This is a genomic window from Novosphingobium sp. JCM 18896, from assembly GCF_025938095.1.
In the GTDB taxonomy this organism is placed as follows: Bacteria; Pseudomonadota; Alphaproteobacteria; order Sphingomonadales; family Sphingomonadaceae; genus Novosphingobium.
In genome coordinates this window covers 397,110-415,976 of the sequence record NZ_JAPCZF010000004.1, presented here as the reverse complement: position 1 = coordinate 415,976, position 18,867 = coordinate 397,110, and the positions used below count along the sequence as shown (strand labels likewise).

The following is an 18,867-nucleotide window of genomic DNA, read 5'->3' as shown; positions in this document are numbered from 1 at the left end:
CAGTAGCGGACCCGACTGCAGCCAATGGAGCCGGGCCCGCTGTGATTGTCTAACACTGGCGAATTGACGAATTATTACAGCAGCTTGCAATCGTGCGACTGTCCCGAAACGGAACGCCGGCGCCAGCCGCCCTTAAAACCGCATTCCCTCTGTCAGCGTGCGACCGAACGTGCGCGCAGATCGGCGATTTCCGCCTCGCCATAGCCGACCTCGCGCAACAGCGCCTCGGTATGGGCGCCGAGCGCGGGCGCGGGATCGAGCCGCCCGGAAACCGGCGCGCCGTCGAAAGCCGTTGGTCCGGCGACGACGTTGATCTCGCGATCCTCGACCGCCATCGTCTGGATCATGCCGTTGGCATGGACCTGCGGATCGTTGACCACGTCGTCGATCGAACTGATCAGTTCCGACGGTGCATCGAGACCCGAAAGGATCGGCTTCCACTCGGCATAGTCGCGCGCACCGAACTTCTCCTGGATCATCGGGATCAGCACGTCGGCGTTCGCGTTCCGCGCTTCCTCGGTGGCGAAGCGCGGATCGTCGACGATCTCGGGCAGGCCCATCGCCTCGCAGAAGCCCGGCCAGGCGGGCTCGGGATTCAGCACCATGAACTGGACCATGCGGCCGTCGCGCGTGGTATAGGCGAATTTGAGCGGCACCTTGATGGGCGTCGCCTGATGCGTGACATAGCCGGGAATCTGCGCCGCGGTGATGTCGCCCGACAGCACCCAGGCCGCGGTCGAAAGCAACGAGTTCTCGACCACCGAGGCCTCCCCCGTCTGCGCACGCTTGAACAGGGCGCCGGCAATGCCGAAGGCGATGGCCATCGAACCCGTGTGATCGCCATAGGCCGGGCGCGGCGAGGTCGGCTGCTGGCCGGGGCGCGTGAAGGCGAAGCAGGCGCCGCCGCGCGCCCAGAAGGCCGAGGCGTCGAACCCCGGACGGTCCGCCTCGGCGCCGCGGAAGCCCAGCCCGTTGCCGCGCACGTAGATGAGCTTGGGATTGCGCGCGCGCAGGTCCTCGACGTCGAGCCGCAGCGAGCGTAGCGCCTTGGGGCGCAGGCTGGTGAGGAAGACGTCGGCGGTCTCGACCAGCTTGAGCAGCGCCTCGCGCCCCTCCTCGCTCTTGAGATCGAGCGCGACGCTCTTCTTGTTGCGGTTGTTCTGCTCCATGGCGATGTTGATGTTGCCGATATTGCGGCTGCCACCGGCGATCCGCAGCGTGCGGTAGGGATCGCCCTCGATCGCCTCGATCTTGATCACTTCGGCACCCTGATCGGCCAGCATCACGCCGGCGCCGGGGACATAGACGTACTGCGCCAGCTCGATCACGCGTACGCCGGCGAAAACTCCGTTCATCGTCCCACTCCCCATTATGGCCGTCACGGCGTCCGCCTTGCGCGAATCCGCCTCGTGCTCTCGCGAAGAGGGTAGATCACCAAGCGCTTGCTTCGCAATCGTCTTGTGGCAAACTCGGATAAACCGCAAAGCGGGACGGGAGAGAGACATGACCGGCTTCAGACGCACCGTCGGGCCAGCCGCGCCCTATCGGGTCGACGCCCTCGCCCCCGGCGTGACGGTACGGCGCCTTCATCCCGGCGGCATGGCCGGCCCGAACGGCGAAGTGCACGCCGACGTTCCCGGCGGCCAGACCTGGAGCGAAGCCGTGCTGCTGGGCACGCCCGAGGACGATTTCGTCCTGTGCCTGCCCGACATCCGTATGCCGCCCAACCAGCTCTGGCCGATGCACTGGCACGACTGCTGGACCGTGGTCGTGATTCTAGAAGGCAACTGCGCGGTCGGCGACTGGTACATGGCGCCGGGCGACGCCTTCGTCGCCGCACCGTCGATCGAATACGGTCCGCTGGTGCCCGGCTCCAAGGGCACGCGGCTGCTCGAGATTTTCGGCGACCTCGCGCGTTCGTCCGGCGGCTATGCCCCCGAGTACCGCGATCACCCCACGCTCCAGGGCGGCACTTTCGCGTTCCATCCGAGGGCCGAAGGCAACCGGCACAACGAAGGACGGTCGAGCCTGCCGCTCGACGGCGCCGCGGGGCTGTGGAAGTCCCGGCTCGCACCCGGCTGGCAATGGGATCTCGGCGCGGCCGACGATCCCGACCGCGGCGTGGTGCGCGCTACCCGGCTGGCCCTGGGCGAGACGATCGCGCCCCGTGCGCGCGGTGACTGGTATGCCGCGCTGGTGCTCGGCGGCACGGCCGAGGTCGCCGGCCGCATGCTCGAACGCGACGACGTGCTGATCGCCGAACGCGATGCCACGCTTCCCGCGATCAGCGGCGCGGCGGAGGGCGCGCACCTGCTCGAGCTGTTCCGCACCGCACGGGCGCTGTGAAGGATGGCCGCATGAAATTCAGCCATATCGGCCTGTCGGTCGTCGACATCGAACGCTCGATAGCCTTCTATCGCGACATGCTGGGCCTCGAACCGCTCTGCGATGTGTTCGACTTCGGCGGCGAGGACTTCGCGACGATCATGGCCATCCCCGACGTCGCGGGCCGGATGTGCATGATCGGCAGCGACGCACTGCGGCTCGAACTGTTCGAATTCGCCGATGCGCGGCCCAAGGCGCCCGACCACCCGGTCAGCGATCGCGGCTATTCGCACTTCTGCGTCGAAGTGGAGGACATCGCCGCAACCCACGAGCGGCTGCGCGCAGCCGGCGTCCGCATCCACAGTCGCGTGATCACCTTCCCCGGCAGCGGCATGAAGGCGCTCTATTGCCGCGATCCCGACGGCAACGTCTTCGAAATCGTCGAGCCGGGCCGTTAGGCCCGCGCGATTACCACCACCAGCGGATCGCCCTGGCTACCGTTGGCAAGCAAGCGCGGCTCGATCGCGGAGAAGCCCGCGCGCTCGGCATAGGCGCCGACCAGGCCGGCGTGGCGCGGCAGATCGAGCGCGCGCCAGATCGCCACGGCCTTGGTCGGGAAGCAGCGGTTGGAGAAGCTGACGATGAACGGCGCGCCGGGGCGCAACAGCCGGCGCACCTCGGCAAAGACCGCGATCGGGTTCTGCAGGTACTGAACGCTGACGCAGCAGAGCACGGCGTCGAAGCGTGCATCGCCGAAAGGCAGCGCGGGATCGCGGTTGAGATCCTGGACGAACCACGAATCGAGGCGGGGATTGGCGGTCAACTCTTCGGCGTTCATGCCGTGGCCGACGCATTCGCCGAGTTCGAGTTCGGGCGGAAGATGGCTGACCCAGCTCGACATCAGATCGAGCACATGGCCGCCTTGGGGCAACTCTGCGCGGTAGCAGTCGGTCAGCGCGGCAATCGCGCTTTCGTCGATGTGGGTGACGAGCCGAGGCGGCGCGTAGAAGACGCTGTCGTCGTCCTCGTCGATCCGGTCGAAGGCGCCCGGCGGGAAATCTGGGCCGGCGTCGTTCAACCTCTGGTTCCTCCGCCGTCAGGCCGGAGGCAGATGACCACAAGTCGCGCACGGCGTCCACATTCATGGAGCCTTGGGGCTCGCTCCCTTCACACGCGCTATCGACGCATGCGGTATTGGCCCGACGGTCCAAGAAGGACCGTCGGGCTCGCCTGGAAGGGACAGGCGTTACCTATGGCTGTTTTACTTGAGCAGCGAGAGTACGTTCTGCTGGCTCTGGTTCGCCTGCGAGATCATCGCAGTCGAGGCCTGGCTGAGGATCTGTGCCTTGGCCAGCGCGGTCGTCTCCGAAGAGTAGTCCGCGTCCTCGATGCGCGAGCGGGCTTCCGACAGGTTCGTCATGTTGGTCGTCAGGTTGTTGACGGCCGATTCCAGACGGCTCTGGCCGGCACCCAGCGCAGCGCGCGTGGTGTTGATCGAGGTCAGCGCCGAGTCGACGTTGCCGATCGTGTCCGCAGCCCTGGTCGGATCCGACACGTCGAGCGACGAGTTGGTCAGCTTGGTGCCGTCGACGCCGTCGATGCGCAGGTTGATCGTGCTCGCAGCGGCATCGCCGGCCTGGATCGTGATCGTAACGCTGGCGTTCGAAGCCTTCGAGAACAACGTCACGCCGTTGAACTTGGTGTTCGTCAGAATGTCGTCGATCTGGCTCGTCAGCTGCGTGACTTCCGCCTGCAGATTCGTGCGGTCGGTGGTGCTGTAGGTACCCGACTTCGACTGGATCGAAAGTTCGCGGATACGCTGCAGCATGTTGGTAACTTCGTTGAGCGCGCCATCGGCCGTCTGCGCCAACGCGATACCATCGTTCGCGTTGCGGATGGCCTGGTTCATGCCGCGCACCTGGGAAGTCATCGTCGTCGCAATGGCGAGGCCGGCGGCATCGTCCTTTGCGCTGTTGATGCGCTTACCCGTCGACAGACGCTCCATAGCGCTGCCGAGCATTCTATTCGCAGAAGTCGACGCATTCGACGCCTTCATGGCGGCGATGTTAGTGTTGATAACAGCCATGATCAGTTCCTAAAAACTCACCCGGTTTCCCGGGGGTGCCGCCCGACCCTTCGAGCGACCTCCAGCAACAAGAGCGGTTACTAAGGGTTATTATTAAGACCCTTGGTTACCAACGGATTAAAATTCCTGAATTCGGAAGGCCGGAAGCGCTTCGTCTGGTCCCGTAAGGCCCGGATTTCTGCAGATTTCAAACCGTCCAAGATTTTTAGCCCTTAATGCAATTTTTCCGGCAATCCCTCTTCTGACCCCCTTCAGACCGCTAGTTCCTTCGGTCTTCCGGACAAGATCCCCCGGCCGGGGCCGGGGGCAGACAGGAGAGAGAATGTCGAACATCCGAACCAAAAAAATGGACCGAACAGGTGCTTGGTAAACTGATGTAGTAAACAATTCGTAAAGCGATTCTGAAATTCCTTTAACTGGGCTTGCCGCGGGCTTTACGCCCCGCCCCGCGGGCTCCGCAGGAACACCACCCCAAGCGTCAATGGTTGGAACGCGAAGCCCCGGCGATCCAAGCTTGCCGCGTCGCGCCCGTGCAAACGCCGCCGCTTCGCGCCAGTCTGCCCGCGAACACAAAACAGGAGAGGATAGCCATGCCCGACTTTCCCGTCCGCATTCCGCCGGCCAGCACCGGAGAACTGGACGCGGCCCAGGTGGAACTGCTGGGCGGCTGGGGCACGATGAACTTCGCGGCGGTGCTCGTGAATCACCCCGAATTCTACGCGGTGTTCATGCCGCTGATCGCCAAGGTGATCGCCGGAACCCAGTTGCCCCCGCACGACCGGCAGATTCTCGTCATGCGCACGCTCGCGCTCTGCGACGAGGAATACGAAGCCCGGCACCACGCGATGATCTCGCGAACCGCGGGTCTCGACACGGCGACGATCGCGGCCGCCGGCGAAGCGGAAACGGCCCTATCGGGTTTCGATGCCACCCTGGCACAGGCGGCGGCAGACCTCGTGCGGACGCAGCGCATCGGCGATTCGACCTGGGACGCACTCGCCCAGGTCTATTCGCGGGTCCAACTGATGGAAGTCGTCGCGCTCGTCGGAACCTACGTGACCATGGCCATGCTGACGAAAAGCTTCGGCATCCCGCTCGAAGACCCGGACACCTTCCAGAGCTTCACGCAGAAACGCGACTACGTGTAGAGCGCGAAGCCGAAGGCCCGCGCTCCATCACGATTTACTAGTCAACTCGCGCGCGCTCGCGTTCGGCCTCGCGCTTGGCGGCCTGTGCCTGGACCATCGCGGTCTTGTCAGCGAGCGCCTGCCAGGCGGCCTGCGCCTGGAGGAACTTGTCGCGCTGGTTTTCCAGGCTGGCCTCGGCAGCGGCCTTGGCGCAGCTTTCGGCCTGGCTCTGATAGAAAGTGATCGGCTCTGCCATGCAAAACTCCTCTATCCGGTGTTCCGCCGGCCACGCCCGAAGCCAGGCGGGTCCTTAGCGGCGGAAACGCCCGGGGCCGCCCGAACCCGCGACCTTCTCGCGGAAGACGATGCGGCCCTTGGTGAGATCGTAGGGCGTCATCTCGACGCGGACACGATCGCCGACGATCGACTTGATGCGAAACTTGCGCATCTTGCCGGCGGTATAGGCGATGATCCGATGATCGTTCTCGAGCATGACGCCGCAGCGCCCGTCGGGAAACAGTTCGTCGATCACGCCTTCGAGCGTGAGAAGCTCTTCCTTCGCCATGCGGTTACGCCGACGTCAGGTTGACCGCAGCGATCTTGCCGCGACGATCGGTCTCGAGCTCGTAGTTGACGCGCTGATCCTTGGTCAGCGTGGCCATGCCCGAGCGCTCGACGGCGCTGATGTGAACGAAGCTGTCGGTGGTGCCATCGTCGGGCTGGATGAAACCGTAGCCCTTATCGACGTTGAAGAATTTGACGGTGCCAACGGGCATGAAACGATCCAATCAATAGAAGAACGATCCGCCACCACATGGTGGGCGGAGCTTGGTGCATGAGATGGATCGAAAAGGCCCTAGGCCGATAAGGTCCGTCGCAGGCGACGAGTGCCGGCTCAAGATAGGAGCTTCGCGCGGTTTTGCAATCTTCGGCGCCTGCCGGCGGGAAATAAGGCGGTCAGACCGACGTCTAACGCAACCGCTCGGCGAGGAAATCGACGAAGGCACGGACCCGCGCCGGGGTATTCGCGCCGCCGACGAAGACCGCATGCACGAGTTCGATGTCGCCCGGATTGAAGTCTTCGAGGATCGGCACGAGCCGCCCGTCGGCCAGTTCGGGCGCAACGCTGAACGCGCCGACCCGGGCGATGCCGATGCCGATCGCCGCGAGTTGCCCCAGGGTCTCGCCGTTGTTGGCCTCGAGATTGCCACGCATCGGCAAGGCGAATTCCTCGCCGTCACGCCGGAACGGCCAGACCGGCTCTGCCCGACGGAAATCGAAATTCAGGCAGTTGTGCGCGAGCAGGTCCTCGGGCGACTGCGGCGTGCCGTGGCGCGCGAGGTAATCGGGCGAGGCGACGATCACGCGGCGGGTCTCCCCCAGCTTGCGCGCAGTGAGCGCACTGTCGGGCAAGGGCCCGAAGCGGATCGCGACGTCGGCCTGGCCGGCGGCAACGTCCACCAGGGCATCGGTCAGCGCGATGTCGACGATGATGTGCGGGTAGAGCCGGACGAAGTCGCCCAGCAGCGGCACGACGCAGAGCCGGCCGTGCGACAGCGCCGCGCTGACCCGCAACCGGCCGCGCGGCGCACCCTGGTCGGCGATCTGCTGTTCGGCGTCGTCGAGATCGGCGAGGATGCGCCGGGCGGACTGGAGATAGGCCTGTCCCTCGGCGGTCAGCGACAGTGCCCGCGTCGAACGCAGCAGCAGGCGCACGCCGAGCCGCGCCTCGATACGATCGACGGCACGACTGACCGCCGAAGGCGTCAGTTCGAGCAGGCGACCCGCCGCGGAAAAGCTGCCATGATCGACCACGGCGACGAAGATCTCCAGCGAACGCGCCCGATCGTCACCGCCGGCCAGCCTGGCATCTCCGATCATCTTTGCTCCTGTCGCACAAATCTTTCGCCTGAGCCGACGCTACTCAGCCAAGCTGGCGCAGTCCATCTATGCCTGGAATTTGCAATCGGAAGGTCCACCATGGAATATCGGCAATTGGGATCGTCGGGACTGCGCGTCCCGACCTTGAGTTTCGGCACCGGCACCTTCGGCGGCACCGGCCCGCTGTTCGGCGCCTGGGGCCAGAGCGACGCGAGCGAAGCACGCCGCCTGATCGACATCTGCCTCGACGCGGGCGTCACGCTGTTCGACACCGCCGACGTCTATTCGGACGGTGCTTCCGAACAGATTCTCGGCGAAGCGATCCGCGGCCGCCGCGACTCGGTGCTGATCTCGACCAAGACCGGCCTGCCCTTGGGCGACGGTCCGCAGGACTGGGGCGTGTCGCGCGCGCGGCTGATCCGCGCGGTCGAGGCCTCGCTGCGCCGGCTCGGCAGCGATCACATCGACCTGCTCCAGCTCCACGCCTTCGACGCCTCTACACCGGTGGAGGAACTGATGGCGACACTCGATCAGCTGATCGCCGCGGGCAAGGTGCGCTATGCCGGGGTGTCGAACTATCCGGGCTGGCAGCTGATGAAGGCGCAGGCCGTGGCCGATCGCAACGGCTGGCAGCGCCTCGTCGCGCATCAGGTCTACTACTCGCTGATCGGCCGCGCCTACGAAGCCGACCTCATGCCGCTCGGCGCCGACCAGGGCGTGGGCGCACTGGTCTGGAGCCCGCTCGGCTGGGGCCGCCTCACCGGCAAGGTCGGCCGCGACCGCCCGCTCCCCGCCAACAGCCGGCTTCATGACACCGAGCAGTTCGCCCCGCCGGTCGAGAGCGAACGCCTCTACCGCGTGATCGACGCGCTCGAAGCCGTGGCCGAAGAAACCGGGCGCAAGGTGCCGCAGATCGCGATCAACTGGCTGCTGCAGCGCCCGACCGTGTCCTCGGTGATCATCGGCGCACGCAACGAGGAGCAGCTCCGCCAGAACCTCGGCGCGGTCGGCTGGTCGCTGACCCGCGAGCAGATCGCGGCGCTCGACGCGGCCAGTCAGGAGCTGCCGCCCTACCCGCACACGCCCTATCGCCAGCAAGAGGGCTTCGCGCGCCTCAATCCCGCGCTCGTCTGAAGGACCTTTCCGATGAAACTCAACCCTGGACTGCTCGCGCTGGCGGTCGGTGCCTTCGGCATCGGCGTGACCGAATTCGCGCCGATGGGCCTGTTGCCGGTGATCGCCGGCGATCTCGGCGTGTCGATCCCGGCCGCCGGGCTGCTGATCAGCGCCTATGCGATCGGCGTCATGGCCGGCGCGCCGCTGATGACCCTGACGACCGGACGCGTGCCGCGCCGTGCTCTGCTGATCGGCCTCGCCGCGCTGTTCACGATCGGCAACGTCCTGGCGGCAATCTCGGACGGCTATGCCATGCTGCTGTTCGCGCGGATCGTCACCTCGCTCAACCACGGCGCCTTCTTCGGCGTCGGCTCGATCGTCGCCGCCAGCCTCGTGCCGCCGCAGCGGCAGGCGGGCGCGGTCGCGGCGATGTTCATGGGCCTGACGATCGCCAACGTCGTCGGCGTGCCGCTGGCGACCTGGGCCGGCGAGCACATGGGCTGGCGCGCTTCGTTCTGGGGCATCGCCGCGCTCGGCCTGGCGACGATGGCGGCGCTGCGGCTCACCCTGCCCACGCTCCCGGCCGAGAGCGGCGGCAATGCGATGACCGAGCTGCGCGTCCTCGCGCGCGGCCCCGTGCTCGGCGCCCTCGCGCTGACCGTCGTCGGATCGAGCGCGATGTTCACCGTCTTCACCTATATCGTGCCGATCCTGCGCGAGGTGACCCACGCCTCGCTGGGCTTCGTCACCGCGATGCTGGTGACCTATGGCCTGGGTCTGACGATCGGCAACTGGCTCGGCGGCAAGTTCGCCGACCGCTCGGTCGATCGCACCCTGATCGTCACGCTGGCCGCACTGTCGCTTGTGCTGATCGCCTTCGCCGCGCTGATGCCGCAGGCCGGGGCGAGCGCGGTGCTGATCTTCCTCTGGGGAATCGCCAGTTTCGCGCTGGTGCCGCCGCTGCAGGTCCGCGTCATGACCGCCGCCGCCGATGCGCCGAACCTGGCCTCCTCGGTCAACATCGGCGCCTTCAATCTGGGCAATGCGCTGGGCGCGGCGCTCGGCGGCGGCGTGATCGCGCTCGACCTCGGTTACCCGACCGTAGCGCTCGCGGGCGCGGCGACTTCGGCGATCGGGCTCGGCGCCGTGCTGCTCTCGCGCCGACCGGCGCCGCGAGCCGAACTCTGCAACGCATAGGGCGCACGAAAAAAATGCCCTGCGGAGCGATCCGCAGGGCAGGCTATCAGGGAATCAATAAGGCAGAACCGCCGGTGGGTTATCCGGGTGACGGCCCGGACGTCCGGCGGCGATGACCTGGAGCTATGCCAAGCTATGCGCGGAGTCCATGAGGCGCCCCCGTTTCTCCGACCAATGTCTAGCCCGTGCGGCCATCGGGCCTGGTTTTTCATCGTCCCAATGCCTCAAGTTGCATGACGAGGCAGCCATCACTGCCCGCAGCGGCAGAGCGACGGCTTGCGGTTGCCCCCGAGTCCCGATCGCAACTATGATACGCCATATATCATAACGACGCATTGGAGAGTACGCGTGGCCACCCTTGCACAGCCGCCGCTGGATCAGGATCGGGACGACCGGAAGACGGCAGACCTCTACGAGCAGGGCAAGATCTTCAAGAAGAAGGCCGAAGTCGTCTACGACGGCGACCGGGTCAAAAGCATCCTGCGCAGTCCGCACATGTTGCAGGACGTTTTCGACGCCAATGCAGTCGGGATGAAGCCCGAGGAAGTGCCGCTGATCTTCCTCGACGGCAAGGCCCACCGCGACCGGCGCAAGCACATCACCAGCTACTTCTCGCCGCGCTACATCAAGGAGCATTTCGAGCCGCTGATGCGCAAGACGGCCGACATGCTCGTCGCCGATCTCGAGAAGAACAAGCAATTGCGGATCGACGAGGTGTCCTGGCAGATGGCCGTAACCCTGGTCGGCGACCTGATCGGCGTCACCCGCGGCAAGGACCGCGAGGGGATGAAGCAGACCGCCCGACGGATCGAGAACTGCCTCTACGCCACCAAGATGCGCACGATGACCGGCTGGCGCCTGCGCTATGCGAAGATCCGGCGCGTGTGGGACATGATGATGTTCTGGCGCAAGGACGTGCTGCCCACGGTCAAGGCACGCCGCCAGAAGCCGCAAGACGACGTGATCTCCACCCTCGTCAAGGAGAACTACGGTGATCGCGCGATCCTCGCCGACGTGATGATGCTCTGCGGCGCGGGCATGCAGACCACGCGCGAATTCATCTCGATGGTCGCCTGGCACATGCTCGAGAAGGACTATCTGAAGGACGCCTTCCTCGCCGCCGACTACGAAGGCAAGATGGGCATTCTCGAGGAGATCCTGCGCCTCGATCCGATCGTCTCGACGCTCTATCGCCGCGCACCCGAAGACCTGCCCGAGAACGCCAAGGGCGAGTTCACCGCCGGCACGCGCTATGGCCTATCCATCCGCCACGCCAACCATGACCCAGCACTGGTCGGCGCCTGCCCCCATGCGATCGATCTCTCGCGCAAGGAGCGGCTCGGCGATCAGGCGCCGATGATGAGCTTCGGCAACGGCATGCATCGCTGCCCGGGCTCGCCGCTGGCGTTCAACGAAACCCTGTTCCTGATGGACCGGCTGCTGCGCGTACCCGGCATCAAGCTCGCCTCGACGCCGCATATCGAGTGGGAACCGAACGTCTCGACCTTCGAGATCACCAACGTGCTCGTCACCTGCGACTAGGCCGACCGAACGCAGCAATCCCGCTGAAACATTACCGTCATCGCGGTTAAATCAAACCGCCATGCAGGATGTCTAACCGCCCCTTCGCAGCGTGCGATCAAGCGCACTGCGAAGGGTAGGAACGAGATCCATGAGGGTAATTCGATCGGCGGCCGTGGTCGTGCGGTGCGCCATGCTGGCGGGTACGGCGCTTTCGCTTTGCGTTGCGGCCACGGCACACGCCGACGAGGTCGCTGCCGAAGCCGCGGACGCAGCGGCGGCCGAGGCCGAGAGCGCCGATGCCGGTTCGATCATCGTGACCGGTGCCAAGACGACCCGCTCGGCGACCGCGATCCAGCAGGCCGAAATCCAGAAGATCCTGCCCGGCGTCTCGCCGCTCAAGGCGATCCAGACCCTGCCCGGCGTGCTCTACGTGACCGCCGACCCCTGGGGTAACAACGAACAGAACGCGCAGATCCTGATCCACGGCTTCGCCGGCAACCAGCTCGGCTACACGATGGACGGCATTCCGCTGGGCGACCAGAGCTACGGCAACTACAACGGCTTGTCGCCGCAGCGTGCGGTGATCTCGGAGAACGTCGCGCGCGTGATCGTGGCGACGGGCGCCGGCGACCTCGCCACGCTGTCGAACAGCAACCTCGGCGGCACGGTCGAGACCTTCTCGGCCGATCCGCTCAGCGAGATGGGCATTCAGGCCGCGCAGACCGTCGGCAGCTACAGCACCTCCCGCACCTTCGTACGCATCGACACCGGCGAGTTCGGCGGCGGCAATTCGGCCTATATCTCGGGCGTCCGCCAGCGCGCCCGCGCCTGGGACTTCAACGGCATCCAGAAGGGCTGGCAGGCCAACGCCAAGTTCGTCCACGAGAGCGATGCCGGCAAGTTCACGGCCTATCTCGACTACAACGACATGGTCCAGCCGAACGAGGACGCGACGGTCTTCTTCGTGCCCTCCGCGGGCGGCACGGCCACGCCGGTGCAGCTCTACACGCCCTATACCAAGCCGTTCTTCTACCCCGACTTCAACGGCTATCGCACCAGCTACATGACCGCGTTGGGCAATTCGCCCGCGGCCGAGGGCAGCAACTATCGCAACTACTATTCGGACGCGCAGCGCACCGACTACCTCGGCTATCTGCGCTATGAGGCGCGCCTGTCCGACAAGATCACCTGGACGAACACCGGCTATTACCACCACAACGACGGCGCCGGCGTCGTAGCCGGACCGGTCGGCCAGTCGATCACCACGGCCCAGGCCTATCTCGATCCCGCCTATGCGACCCTGCCGACGAACTGCCGCTTCGCCGCCAACGCCAACGGCATCCGCCCGGCCGCCTGTACCGCGCTGACCGACGCCCAGGCGGCCGCGGCCGGCGCCGCGCTGGTCGCCGCGACGGGCGGCTCGGGCATGATCACCCGCACCACCGAATACCGCATCGACCGCGGCGGCCTGATCACCTCGCTCGATCTCGATCTCGGCGCGCACCGCATCGAGCTCGGCGGCTGGTTCGAGCACAACAGCACGACGCAGTGGCGCCGCTGGTACGCGGTGCCGCTTGCCGATCCGTCGCTGAGCACGCCCTACATCCGCCCCGGCGACGTGCTGCAGCCGCTGTTCACCCAGTATCAGGGCGAAGCGCGCATCCAGCAGCTCCAGCTGCACCTCCAGGACACCTGGAAGGTCAACGACCGGCTGCTGATCCAGGCCGGCTTCAAGACCAGCGCGCAGTGGGCCAAGGGTGAATTCCCCGTCCAGCCGCGCGTCGGCTCGCTCGGCGGCACCACCGCCCTGCCCGAAGGCAAGATCAACACGCAGAACTGGTTCCTGCCCGCCTTCGGCGCGACCTACGACTTCAACGGCCACGAGCAGGTCTACTTCAACGTCCAGAAGAACCTGCGCCAGTACCAGGCCTATCTGGCCGGCGGTGGCGGTCCCTGGTTCACGGGCAGCCAGGCCGCATTCGACGCCTTCGCCGAGCAGGGCAAGCCGGAGACGAGCTGGACCTACGAGGCGGGCCTGCGCACCAGCCGCACTTTCGCGGGCGAGATCGGCTTCCAGGCGCAGATCAACTACTACCACGTCGAGTTCAAGAACCGCCTGCTGGCGATCCCGACCAATCCCGGCGGCATCGCCGGCAGCGGCATCACCGGCGGCACCTCGACCCTCGTCAACGTCGGCGACGTGAAGACCGACGGCGTCGACGCGGCCTTCACCTTGCGCTTCGGCCGGACCTTCTCGCTCTACAACGCGACCTCGTACAACCTGTCGAAGTACCAGAACGACTATACCTCGACCGCGCTCGGCATCGGCGCGGCTTCGGACACCTGCATCGGCGGCTTCCTCGTCGTCGGCGGCATCGTGCCGACCTGCGGCAAGCAGCTCCCCGGCACGCCGAAGTGGATGAACAAGACGGTGGCGACGCTCAACGTCGGGCCGTTCGAGGCGCAGGTGATCGGCGACTACGTCGGCCGCCGCTTCGCGACCTTCACCAACGATGCCAGCGTCAAGTCGTACTTCCTGACCTCGGCGCGCATCGCGGCGAAGGTTCCCGAAGGCACCTTGCCGCTGCGCAAGGTCGAGCTCGCGCTCAACGTCACCAATCTCGGCGACAAGAAGGGCGTGTCGACGCTCTCGATCGGTTCGGCCACGAACAACTATTCGGCCTATCCGATCCCCCCGCGCCAGTGGTTCCTGACCCTGTCGGCGGCCTACTGACCCGAAGCCCTCTGCCGGTGGCGACGCCCTTGCGCGGCGCCACCGGCCTGGAGCGCCTGACCTTCGCTAGCTGACGGACCTGCGCCGATAGTCGCGCGGCGTTTCCCCCACCACGCCGCGAAACGCCTTGGCGAAGGCCGAGGCACTTTCGAACCCGCACCGCGCGGCGATATCGCCGATCGCGGCCTCGGTCTCGCCGAGCAGGGTGATCGCCGCGATCAGACGGCTGCGCTGGCGATAGCCTTCCCAGGTCATGCCCGTCTCGGCCTTGAGGTGGCGCCGCAACGAGCGCTCGGACATGCCGGCATGCAGGCAGACGTCGGTCAGCCGCGCCGCGCTGTTGCGCGCGGTGAAATCGAGTGCGCGCTTGAGCCGCGCATCGTTGCTCGAGGGCAGGAACAGGTCGGCCTCGCTCTCGATCCACTCGCCGCAGAGCAGCGCCATCGTCCGAAAGAAGGCCTCGCGCAGCGGCGTATCCGGTGCATGCAAGGGCCAGCGCATGGACTCGCGCATCATCTCGCGCAGCAGCGACGAGACCAGGAGCACGCGGATGTGCGTGCCCGCATCCGGCACCATCGCCCAGGGAAAGAACACCACCACCGAGCGCACCTTGTGCAGGCTCGCACGGTGCGCGACCCCGGCCGGAATCCAGGCCGCGAGCTGACGCGGGATCAGGTGCCGCCCGGCTTCGGCCTCGACCTCGATCGCGCCTTCGAAGGGGTAGATCAGCTGGTGCATGTCGTGGAAGTGCCAGTGGGAATCGACGTCGACCGGCGTGCTGCAGAGCGAACCCGCGCGCGGCTGCTGTCCCGCGGGATACATGCGCAGCAAGGTGGCATCGCGCGCCGCCGCGATCTCGGGCACGACCGAGTCCCCCGGCCATAGGCGGCGCTTCAACGCCGAATAGTCGGCGCTCGAATCGTTCAACGCCGGCATCTCCCAATCCAACCGTTCGTTTCCGCCATCCTATCACAACCGCGCGCTGCCGATAGCCGCGCCGGGCAATCTGGCCGCTCAGGACCACAAGTTGGCCGCCTGGGAAGCGCGGGCCGCCGGCCACCGCGCTACCATGCCCGCATCAGGATCACCGAGCGAACGAGTGGATCCGAACGAGGAGAGAGGATGGACCAGCCCCGCGAATATCGCACGGCCAGCGGCCTCGGCGTCTATCGCCTGCAGCCTGCGGTCGGCGCCGTGGTGTCGGGCATCGACCTGGCCGCGCCGATCGCCGAAGATCAGGCGGAGGACCTTCGCCAGACGCTCTACGCGCATGGCGTGATCTTCCTGCGCGGCCAGGCGCATATCGGCTTCGCCGAGCACCTAGCCTTCGCGCGGGTGTTCGGCGAACCGATCGACGACGGCCCCGATCCCGCGCGGCCGATGATCACGCCGGTGCGCAGCAAGGCCGGCTCGCGCGAGGGCACGGCCTCGGTCTGGCACACCGACGGCTGCTACCTGCCGGTGCCGCCCGCGGTCTCGGTGCTGCGCGCGATCGAGCCTTGCCCTTTCGGCGGCGACACTTGCTACGCCAGCGCGGTCGCGGCCTATGCCGGCCTGCCCGAGGACCTGCGGCAAGAGATCGAGAGCCTGCGTTTCCGCTCGAGCCTGGCCGAGCGGATGCCCAAGAAGAACGACAGCTTCGGCACGGCCGAGAAGTGGGACGAACTGCGCGCCAAGTATCCCGAGGTGCACCAGCCGGTGGTCAGCGTGCACCCCGCCACCGGCGCGCGCGCGCTCTATGCCAACACGACCTGGTCGCTCGACATCGAGGGCATGCCGGTCGAGGTCGGGCAGGCGCTGATCAGGCGGCTGTCCGAGGAATATGCCCGCCCCGAATACCAGGTGCGCTGGCAGTGGGAGCCCGGCGCCCTGGCGATCTGGGATAACCGCCTGGTCATGCATTACGGCGTGCCCGACCAGACGACCGACCGCTACCTCGAGCGGATTTCGGTCAAGCAGGGCCCGATCCTCGGCATCGGCGACCGGCCGGCCAGCGTGGCGGCCGAGCTTCAGACCGCCTGACCGACGGGCACCAAGAACCACAACGATTGGGAGACAAGCGATGAAACTCTATCCGTTCAACGGCAAGATGCCGCGCATCGGCAAGAACAACATGATCGCCGACAACGTGACGATCATCGGCGACGTCGAGATCGGTGACGACTGCTCGATCTGGCCGGGGGTGGTGATCCGCTCGGACACCACGCCGATCCGCATCGGCAACAACGTCCACATCGAGGAGAACGCGATCCTCCATACGGCGACGCATATCGAGGACAACGTGATGATCGGTCACGGCTGCTGCATCGAGGGCTTCATCGGCCACGACTGCATGCTGGGCAACACCGCCTCGATGATGCCGATGTCGCGGCTCGGCGCGCATTCGACCCTGGCCGCGGGCTCGGTGCTGATGGACCGCAAGGAAATGCCCGAATGGTCCTTCGCGCTCGGCGTGCCCGCCGTGCTGCATTCGACGATCGATCCCGAGAACCCCGCGCACCTGATGCGCCAGGCACGGATATACATCGAGGGCGAGAAGGGCATCGCCGCGCTCGCCAAGGAATATATCCGCCAGGGCCTCTGGGCGGTGAACTGCACTGAAAGCGCCGGCGCGTGAGCTGCACGGCGCAGGGCCTGGGCCCGCTCGACGGCATCCGCGTGGTCGACTGGACGATCTGGCAGCAGGGCCCCGTCGCCGGCGCCATGCTGGGCGACCTCGGCGCCGAGGTGATCAAGATCGAGGAGCGCGAGCGTGGCGACGGCGGCCGCGCGATGCTGCGCTTCGAAGGCTCGGACAAGTCGCCCTATTGGGAGATGAACAACCGCAACAAGAAGAGCTTCGCGGTCGATCTCAAGCAGCCCGAAGGCGTCGCGCTGGTGCGCGAGCTGATCGCCGGCGCCGACGTGTTCATCCAGAACTTCCGCCCCTCGGTCGCCGAGAAGATCGGGCTCGACTACGAGACGCTGTCACAGCGCAATCCCAAGCTGATCTATGCCTCGGCCAGCGCCTTCGGCCCCGAGGGCCCTGAACGCAGCTCGCGCGCTTACGACCTGCTCGGCCAGGCACGCTCGGGCTTCCTGCTGCGCACGGGCCACGAGGACGAGCCCGACACTCCCGACGGCGGCATGGCCGATCAGATGGGCGCGATCATGCTGGCCTATGGCGTGCTGGCGGGTCTGATGGCGCGCGAGCGGCACGGGATCGGCCAGAAGGTCGACACATCGCTGCTCGGCTCGATGATGTGGCTGCGCGGGCTGCCCGTGGTGCTCGAACTGATGAAGCAGGACGGCAAGCGCGCGGTCTCGGACATGCAGAAGCACATGAAGGCCAAGGTGCCGACGCGCCGCGATCCGGGCAATCCGCTGTGGAACACGTTCAAATGCGCCGACGGCAAGTGGCTGGCCCTGGCGATCCTTGCCACCGATCCGCACTGGCCGGTGGTGATGGAGGCGCTGGGCAACCCGCCCGAGCTGGCCGACGCGGCACGCTATGGCGATCACTGGAGCCGCTGCGCCAACGCGCGCGAGGCGACCGAAGTGCTCGACCGCATCTTCGCCTCGCAGGACCGCACCCATTGGCTCGACCGCTTGACCGCCCGGGGCGACCTGCCCGTCTGCGCGATCAACACGACCGAGGAAGCCGCGAACGATCCGCAGGCGCTGATCAACGGCTACGTCACCGAGCTCGATCACCCCTCGCACGGCAAGATCCGCCTGCCTGGCTTCCCGATCGCGCTCTCGCAGACGCCCGCGCGCATCCATCGCCAGGCGCCCGAATTCGGCGAGCATACCGAGGAAGTGCTGCTCGAAATGCTCGGCTACGACTGGGACCGGATCGGTGCGCTGCGCGAGCGCAAGGTCATCTGAGCCGTTTCGCGACGGGGATGGTGGCGCAGGCGGGCGTGCCGTCCTTGCCAGTCCCGTCGACCGTGAGTTCGATCGTGCCGCCATCGGCCACGGCACGGTCGAGCAGGTCCGGGTCGATGTCGTGGATGTCGAGCTTCATCCGGCGCGACCACGGCGAGGCGGGATCGCCGGCGAGTTCCCCGACGCGGACATAGACGAAGCGGCGCTGCGGTCCTTCCCGCCTCACCTGGTCGCCGAAGAACCTGGGGCCGGGCGCGACGCGGATCGCGAAATCGAACGCGAGCGGCTCGCCTGCGGCCGAACGCTTGGGATCGAGCGGATGGCCGTCCTTGTCCTGAAGGCTGTGCATCACGCCGACAACCGGCCGTTCGATGACGATCCGCATGCGAAGCTCGGATTGGGTCTCGCGCGCCATGCCGCCAGCATAGCCCGATCCGCCCCGCCATGAACAGCGTGCACTATGCGATGGTATGGCTGCCCCACCTCCGCGATGCTTGGCGGAAGCGCGTTCGGTAGGGTACGTTCCCGCACCTCAGCCAAGGAGCGAAAGACCATGGAAATTCGGCGCAAGGGCTCGGCCCATTGGACGGGCGGCCTCAAGGACGGCAAGGGCGAGATCAGCACCGAGAGCGGCGCGCTGGCCGCCTATCCCTATGGCTTCGCCAGCCGCTTCGAAGGCGTCAAAGGCAGCAATCCCGAGGAACTGCTCGGCGCCGCCCATGCCGCCTGCTTCACCATGTCGCTGACCCTGACGCTCGAAAAGGCGGGCTTCAAGGCCGAACGCCTCGATACGCAGGCGACGGTCACCCTGGCCCAACAGGACAGCGGTTTCGCCATCCCCGCGATCGCGCTTTCGCTCGAGGCCGCGGTCCCCGGGATCGACGCGGAGCAGTTCCAGGAACTCGCCCAGACCGCCGAGCGCAATTGCCCGGTTTCCAAGCTGTTCCGCGCGGAGATCACGCTCGACGCAAAGCTGGTGTGAAGCTGCCTGTCGGACGCCGCAACCGCCC

The 18,867-nt window shown here is 66.5% G+C and carries 20 protein-coding genes; 11 read left to right on the top strand and 9 right to left on the bottom strand.

The window, feature by feature from the left end:
• Nucleotides 1–152 precede the first annotated feature (152 nt).
• A complete protein-coding gene (locus OLX23_RS16600) occupies nucleotides 153–1,355 on the bottom strand; it encodes a CaiB/BaiF CoA transferase family protein (protein ID WP_264446129.1) in 1,203 nt (400 codons plus the stop codon).
• Between the two features lie 148 nt (nucleotides 1,356–1,503).
• Between OLX23_RS16600 and OLX23_RS16595 the strand changes: the two genes are divergently transcribed.
• Both OLX23_RS16595 and OLX23_RS16590 read left to right on the top strand, forming a co-directional pair.
• Nucleotides 1,504–2,346, top strand: a complete 843-nt coding sequence (locus OLX23_RS16595; RefSeq protein ID WP_264446128.1) for a cupin domain-containing protein — start codon at nucleotides 1,504–1,506, stop codon at nucleotides 2,344–2,346.
• 11 nt (nucleotides 2,347–2,357) lie between these two features.
• Nucleotides 2,358–2,783: a VOC family protein gene (locus tag OLX23_RS16590; protein WP_264446127.1), complete on the top strand. Its 426-nt coding sequence runs from the start codon at nucleotides 2,358–2,360 to the stop codon at nucleotides 2,781–2,783.
• Here the strand turns inward: OLX23_RS16590 and OLX23_RS16585 are convergent.
• Nucleotides 2,780–3,403, bottom strand: a complete 624-nt coding sequence (locus OLX23_RS16585) for a class I SAM-dependent methyltransferase (RefSeq protein WP_264446126.1) — start codon at nucleotides 3,401–3,403, stop codon at nucleotides 2,780–2,782. The genes OLX23_RS16590 and OLX23_RS16585 overlap by 4 nt on opposite strands.
• Nucleotides 3,404–3,586: 183 nt before the next feature.
• A complete protein-coding gene (locus tag OLX23_RS16580) occupies nucleotides 3,587–4,411 on the bottom strand; it encodes a flagellin (protein WP_264446125.1) in 825 nt (274 codons plus the stop codon).
• A gap of 590 nt (nucleotides 4,412–5,001) precedes the next feature.
• On the opposite strand from OLX23_RS16580, the gene OLX23_RS16575 reads away from it, so the two are divergent.
• The gene (locus OLX23_RS16575) at nucleotides 5,002–5,559 is read left to right on the top strand and encodes a carboxymuconolactone decarboxylase family protein (protein ID WP_264446124.1); all 558 of its coding nucleotides are present in this window, start codon (nucleotides 5,002–5,004) and stop codon (nucleotides 5,557–5,559) included.
• 37 nt (nucleotides 5,560–5,596) lie between these two features.
• Here OLX23_RS16575 and OLX23_RS16570 read toward each other — a convergent pair whose 3' ends face one another.
• The 4 genes from OLX23_RS16570 to OLX23_RS16555 form a co-directional block, all read right to left on the bottom strand.
• A complete protein-coding gene (locus OLX23_RS16570; RefSeq protein ID WP_264446123.1) occupies nucleotides 5,597–5,794 on the bottom strand; it encodes a hypothetical protein in 198 nt (65 codons plus the stop codon).
• Between the two features lie 54 nt (nucleotides 5,795–5,848).
• On the bottom strand, nucleotides 5,849–6,103 hold the full coding sequence (gene infA / locus OLX23_RS16565) for a translation initiation factor IF-1 (protein ID WP_264446122.1): 255 nt from the start codon (nucleotides 6,101–6,103) through the stop codon (nucleotides 5,849–5,851).
• A 4-nt stretch (nucleotides 6,104–6,107) separates the two neighbouring features.
• Nucleotides 6,108–6,314: a cold-shock protein gene (locus tag OLX23_RS16560; RefSeq protein WP_264446121.1), complete on the bottom strand. Its 207-nt coding sequence runs from the start codon at nucleotides 6,312–6,314 to the stop codon at nucleotides 6,108–6,110.
• Nucleotides 6,315–6,507: 193 nt separating this feature from the next.
• On the bottom strand, nucleotides 6,508–7,419 hold the full coding sequence (locus tag OLX23_RS16555) for a LysR family transcriptional regulator (protein WP_264446120.1): 912 nt from the start codon (nucleotides 7,417–7,419) through the stop codon (nucleotides 6,508–6,510).
• Nucleotides 7,420–7,518: 99 nt separating this feature from the next.
• Here OLX23_RS16555 and OLX23_RS16550 point away from each other — a divergent pair, with 99 nt between their 5' ends.
• From OLX23_RS16550 to OLX23_RS16535, 4 genes are all read left to right on the top strand, one after another.
• Entirely contained in the window at nucleotides 7,519–8,553 is a 1,035-nt protein-coding gene (locus tag OLX23_RS16550; RefSeq protein WP_264446119.1) for an aldo/keto reductase, read from the top strand.
• Between the two features lie 12 nt (nucleotides 8,554–8,565).
• Nucleotides 8,566–9,732 carry an MFS transporter gene (locus tag OLX23_RS16545; protein ID WP_264446118.1) on the top strand — a complete coding sequence of 389 codons (1,167 nt, stop codon included), beginning with the start codon at nucleotides 8,566–8,568 and terminating at the stop codon, nucleotides 9,730–9,732.
• 348 nt (nucleotides 9,733–10,080) lie between these two features.
• Nucleotides 10,081–11,274 (top strand): cytochrome P450, encoded by a 1,194-nt coding sequence (locus tag OLX23_RS16540; protein ID WP_264446117.1) that lies wholly within the window; start codon nucleotides 10,081–10,083, stop codon nucleotides 11,272–11,274.
• Between the two features lie 130 nt (nucleotides 11,275–11,404).
• The gene (locus tag OLX23_RS16535) at nucleotides 11,405–13,990 is read left to right on the top strand and encodes a TonB-dependent receptor (RefSeq protein WP_264446116.1); all 2,586 of its coding nucleotides are present in this window, start codon (nucleotides 11,405–11,407) and stop codon (nucleotides 13,988–13,990) included.
• A 66-nt stretch (nucleotides 13,991–14,056) separates the two neighbouring features.
• Here OLX23_RS16535 and OLX23_RS16530 read toward each other — a convergent pair whose 3' ends face one another.
• A complete protein-coding gene (locus OLX23_RS16530; protein WP_264446115.1) occupies nucleotides 14,057–14,917 on the bottom strand; it encodes a helix-turn-helix domain-containing protein in 861 nt (286 codons plus the stop codon).
• Between the two features lie 195 nt (nucleotides 14,918–15,112).
• Between OLX23_RS16530 and OLX23_RS16525 the strand changes: the two genes are divergently transcribed.
• The 3 genes from OLX23_RS16525 to OLX23_RS16515 are packed head-to-tail and all read left to right on the top strand — an operon-like array spanning nucleotide 15,113 to nucleotide 17,857.
• Nucleotides 15,113–16,012 carry a TauD/TfdA dioxygenase family protein gene (locus tag OLX23_RS16525; protein ID WP_264446114.1) on the top strand — a complete coding sequence of 300 codons (900 nt, stop codon included), beginning with the start codon at nucleotides 15,113–15,115 and terminating at the stop codon, nucleotides 16,010–16,012.
• Nucleotides 16,013–16,052: 40 nt separating this feature from the next.
• On the top strand, nucleotides 16,053–16,607 hold the full coding sequence (locus OLX23_RS16520) for a gamma carbonic anhydrase family protein (RefSeq protein WP_264446113.1): 555 nt from the start codon (nucleotides 16,053–16,055) through the stop codon (nucleotides 16,605–16,607).
• A complete protein-coding gene (locus tag OLX23_RS16515; RefSeq protein ID WP_264446112.1) occupies nucleotides 16,604–17,857 on the top strand; it encodes a CaiB/BaiF CoA transferase family protein in 1,254 nt (417 codons plus the stop codon). The genes OLX23_RS16520 and OLX23_RS16515 overlap by 4 nt, the downstream gene beginning before the upstream one ends.
• Here OLX23_RS16515 and OLX23_RS16510 read toward each other — a convergent pair.
• The gene (locus tag OLX23_RS16510; RefSeq protein ID WP_264446111.1) at nucleotides 17,850–18,272 is read right to left on the bottom strand and encodes a DUF5990 family protein; all 423 of its coding nucleotides are present in this window, start codon (nucleotides 18,270–18,272) and stop codon (nucleotides 17,850–17,852) included. The two genes, OLX23_RS16515 and OLX23_RS16510, sit on opposite strands and share 8 nt — an antisense overlap.
• A gap of 138 nt (nucleotides 18,273–18,410) precedes the next feature.
• Here OLX23_RS16510 and OLX23_RS16505 point away from each other — a divergent pair, with 138 nt between their 5' ends.
• Nucleotides 18,411–18,839, top strand: coding sequence for an OsmC family protein (locus tag OLX23_RS16505; RefSeq protein ID WP_264446110.1), 429 nt, complete (start codon nucleotides 18,411–18,413; stop codon nucleotides 18,837–18,839).
• Nucleotides 18,840–18,867: the final 28 nt, after the last annotated feature.

Bases quoted from the DNA above. Each gene is read 5' to 3' on its own strand.
- OLX23_RS16545 (WP_264446118.1), top strand. From the start codon at position 8,566: ATGAAACTCAACCCTGGACTGCTCGCGCTGGCGGTCGGTGCCTTCGGC.
- OLX23_RS16580 (WP_264446125.1), bottom strand. From the start codon at position 4,411: ATGGCTGTTATCAACACTAACATCGCCGCCATGAAGGCGTCGAATGCG.
- OLX23_RS16520 (WP_264446113.1), top strand. From the start codon at position 16,053: ATGAAACTCTATCCGTTCAACGGCAAGATGCCGCGCATCGGCAAGAAC.
- OLX23_RS16590 (WP_264446127.1), top strand. From the start codon at position 2,358: ATGAAATTCAGCCATATCGGCCTGTCGGTCGTCGACATCGAACGCTCG.
- OLX23_RS16525 (WP_264446114.1), top strand. From the start codon at position 15,113: ATGGACCAGCCCCGCGAATATCGCACGGCCAGCGGCCTCGGCGTCTAT.
- OLX23_RS16570 (WP_264446123.1), bottom strand. From the start codon at position 5,794: ATGGCAGAGCCGATCACTTTCTATCAGAGCCAGGCCGAAAGCTGCGCC.
- OLX23_RS16600 (WP_264446129.1), bottom strand. From the start codon at position 1,355: ATGAACGGAGTTTTCGCCGGCGTACGCGTGATCGAGCTGGCGCAGTAC.
- OLX23_RS16535 (WP_264446116.1), top strand. From the start codon at position 11,405: ATGAGGGTAATTCGATCGGCGGCCGTGGTCGTGCGGTGCGCCATGCTG.
- OLX23_RS16550 (WP_264446119.1), top strand. From the start codon at position 7,519: ATGGAATATCGGCAATTGGGATCGTCGGGACTGCGCGTCCCGACCTTG.
- OLX23_RS16510 (WP_264446111.1), bottom strand. From the start codon at position 18,272: ATGGCGCGCGAGACCCAATCCGAGCTTCGCATGCGGATCGTCATCGAA.
- OLX23_RS16555 (WP_264446120.1), bottom strand. From the start codon at position 7,419: ATGATCGGAGATGCCAGGCTGGCCGGCGGTGACGATCGGGCGCGTTCG.
- infA (WP_264446122.1), bottom strand. From the start codon at position 6,103: ATGGCGAAGGAAGAGCTTCTCACGCTCGAAGGCGTGATCGACGAACTG.
- OLX23_RS16560 (WP_264446121.1), bottom strand. From the start codon at position 6,314: ATGCCCGTTGGCACCGTCAAATTCTTCAACGTCGATAAGGGCTACGGT.
- OLX23_RS16575 (WP_264446124.1), top strand. From the start codon at position 5,002: ATGCCCGACTTTCCCGTCCGCATTCCGCCGGCCAGCACCGGAGAACTG.
- OLX23_RS16595 (WP_264446128.1), top strand. From the start codon at position 1,504: ATGACCGGCTTCAGACGCACCGTCGGGCCAGCCGCGCCCTATCGGGTC.
- OLX23_RS16505 (WP_264446110.1), top strand. From the start codon at position 18,411: ATGGAAATTCGGCGCAAGGGCTCGGCCCATTGGACGGGCGGCCTCAAG.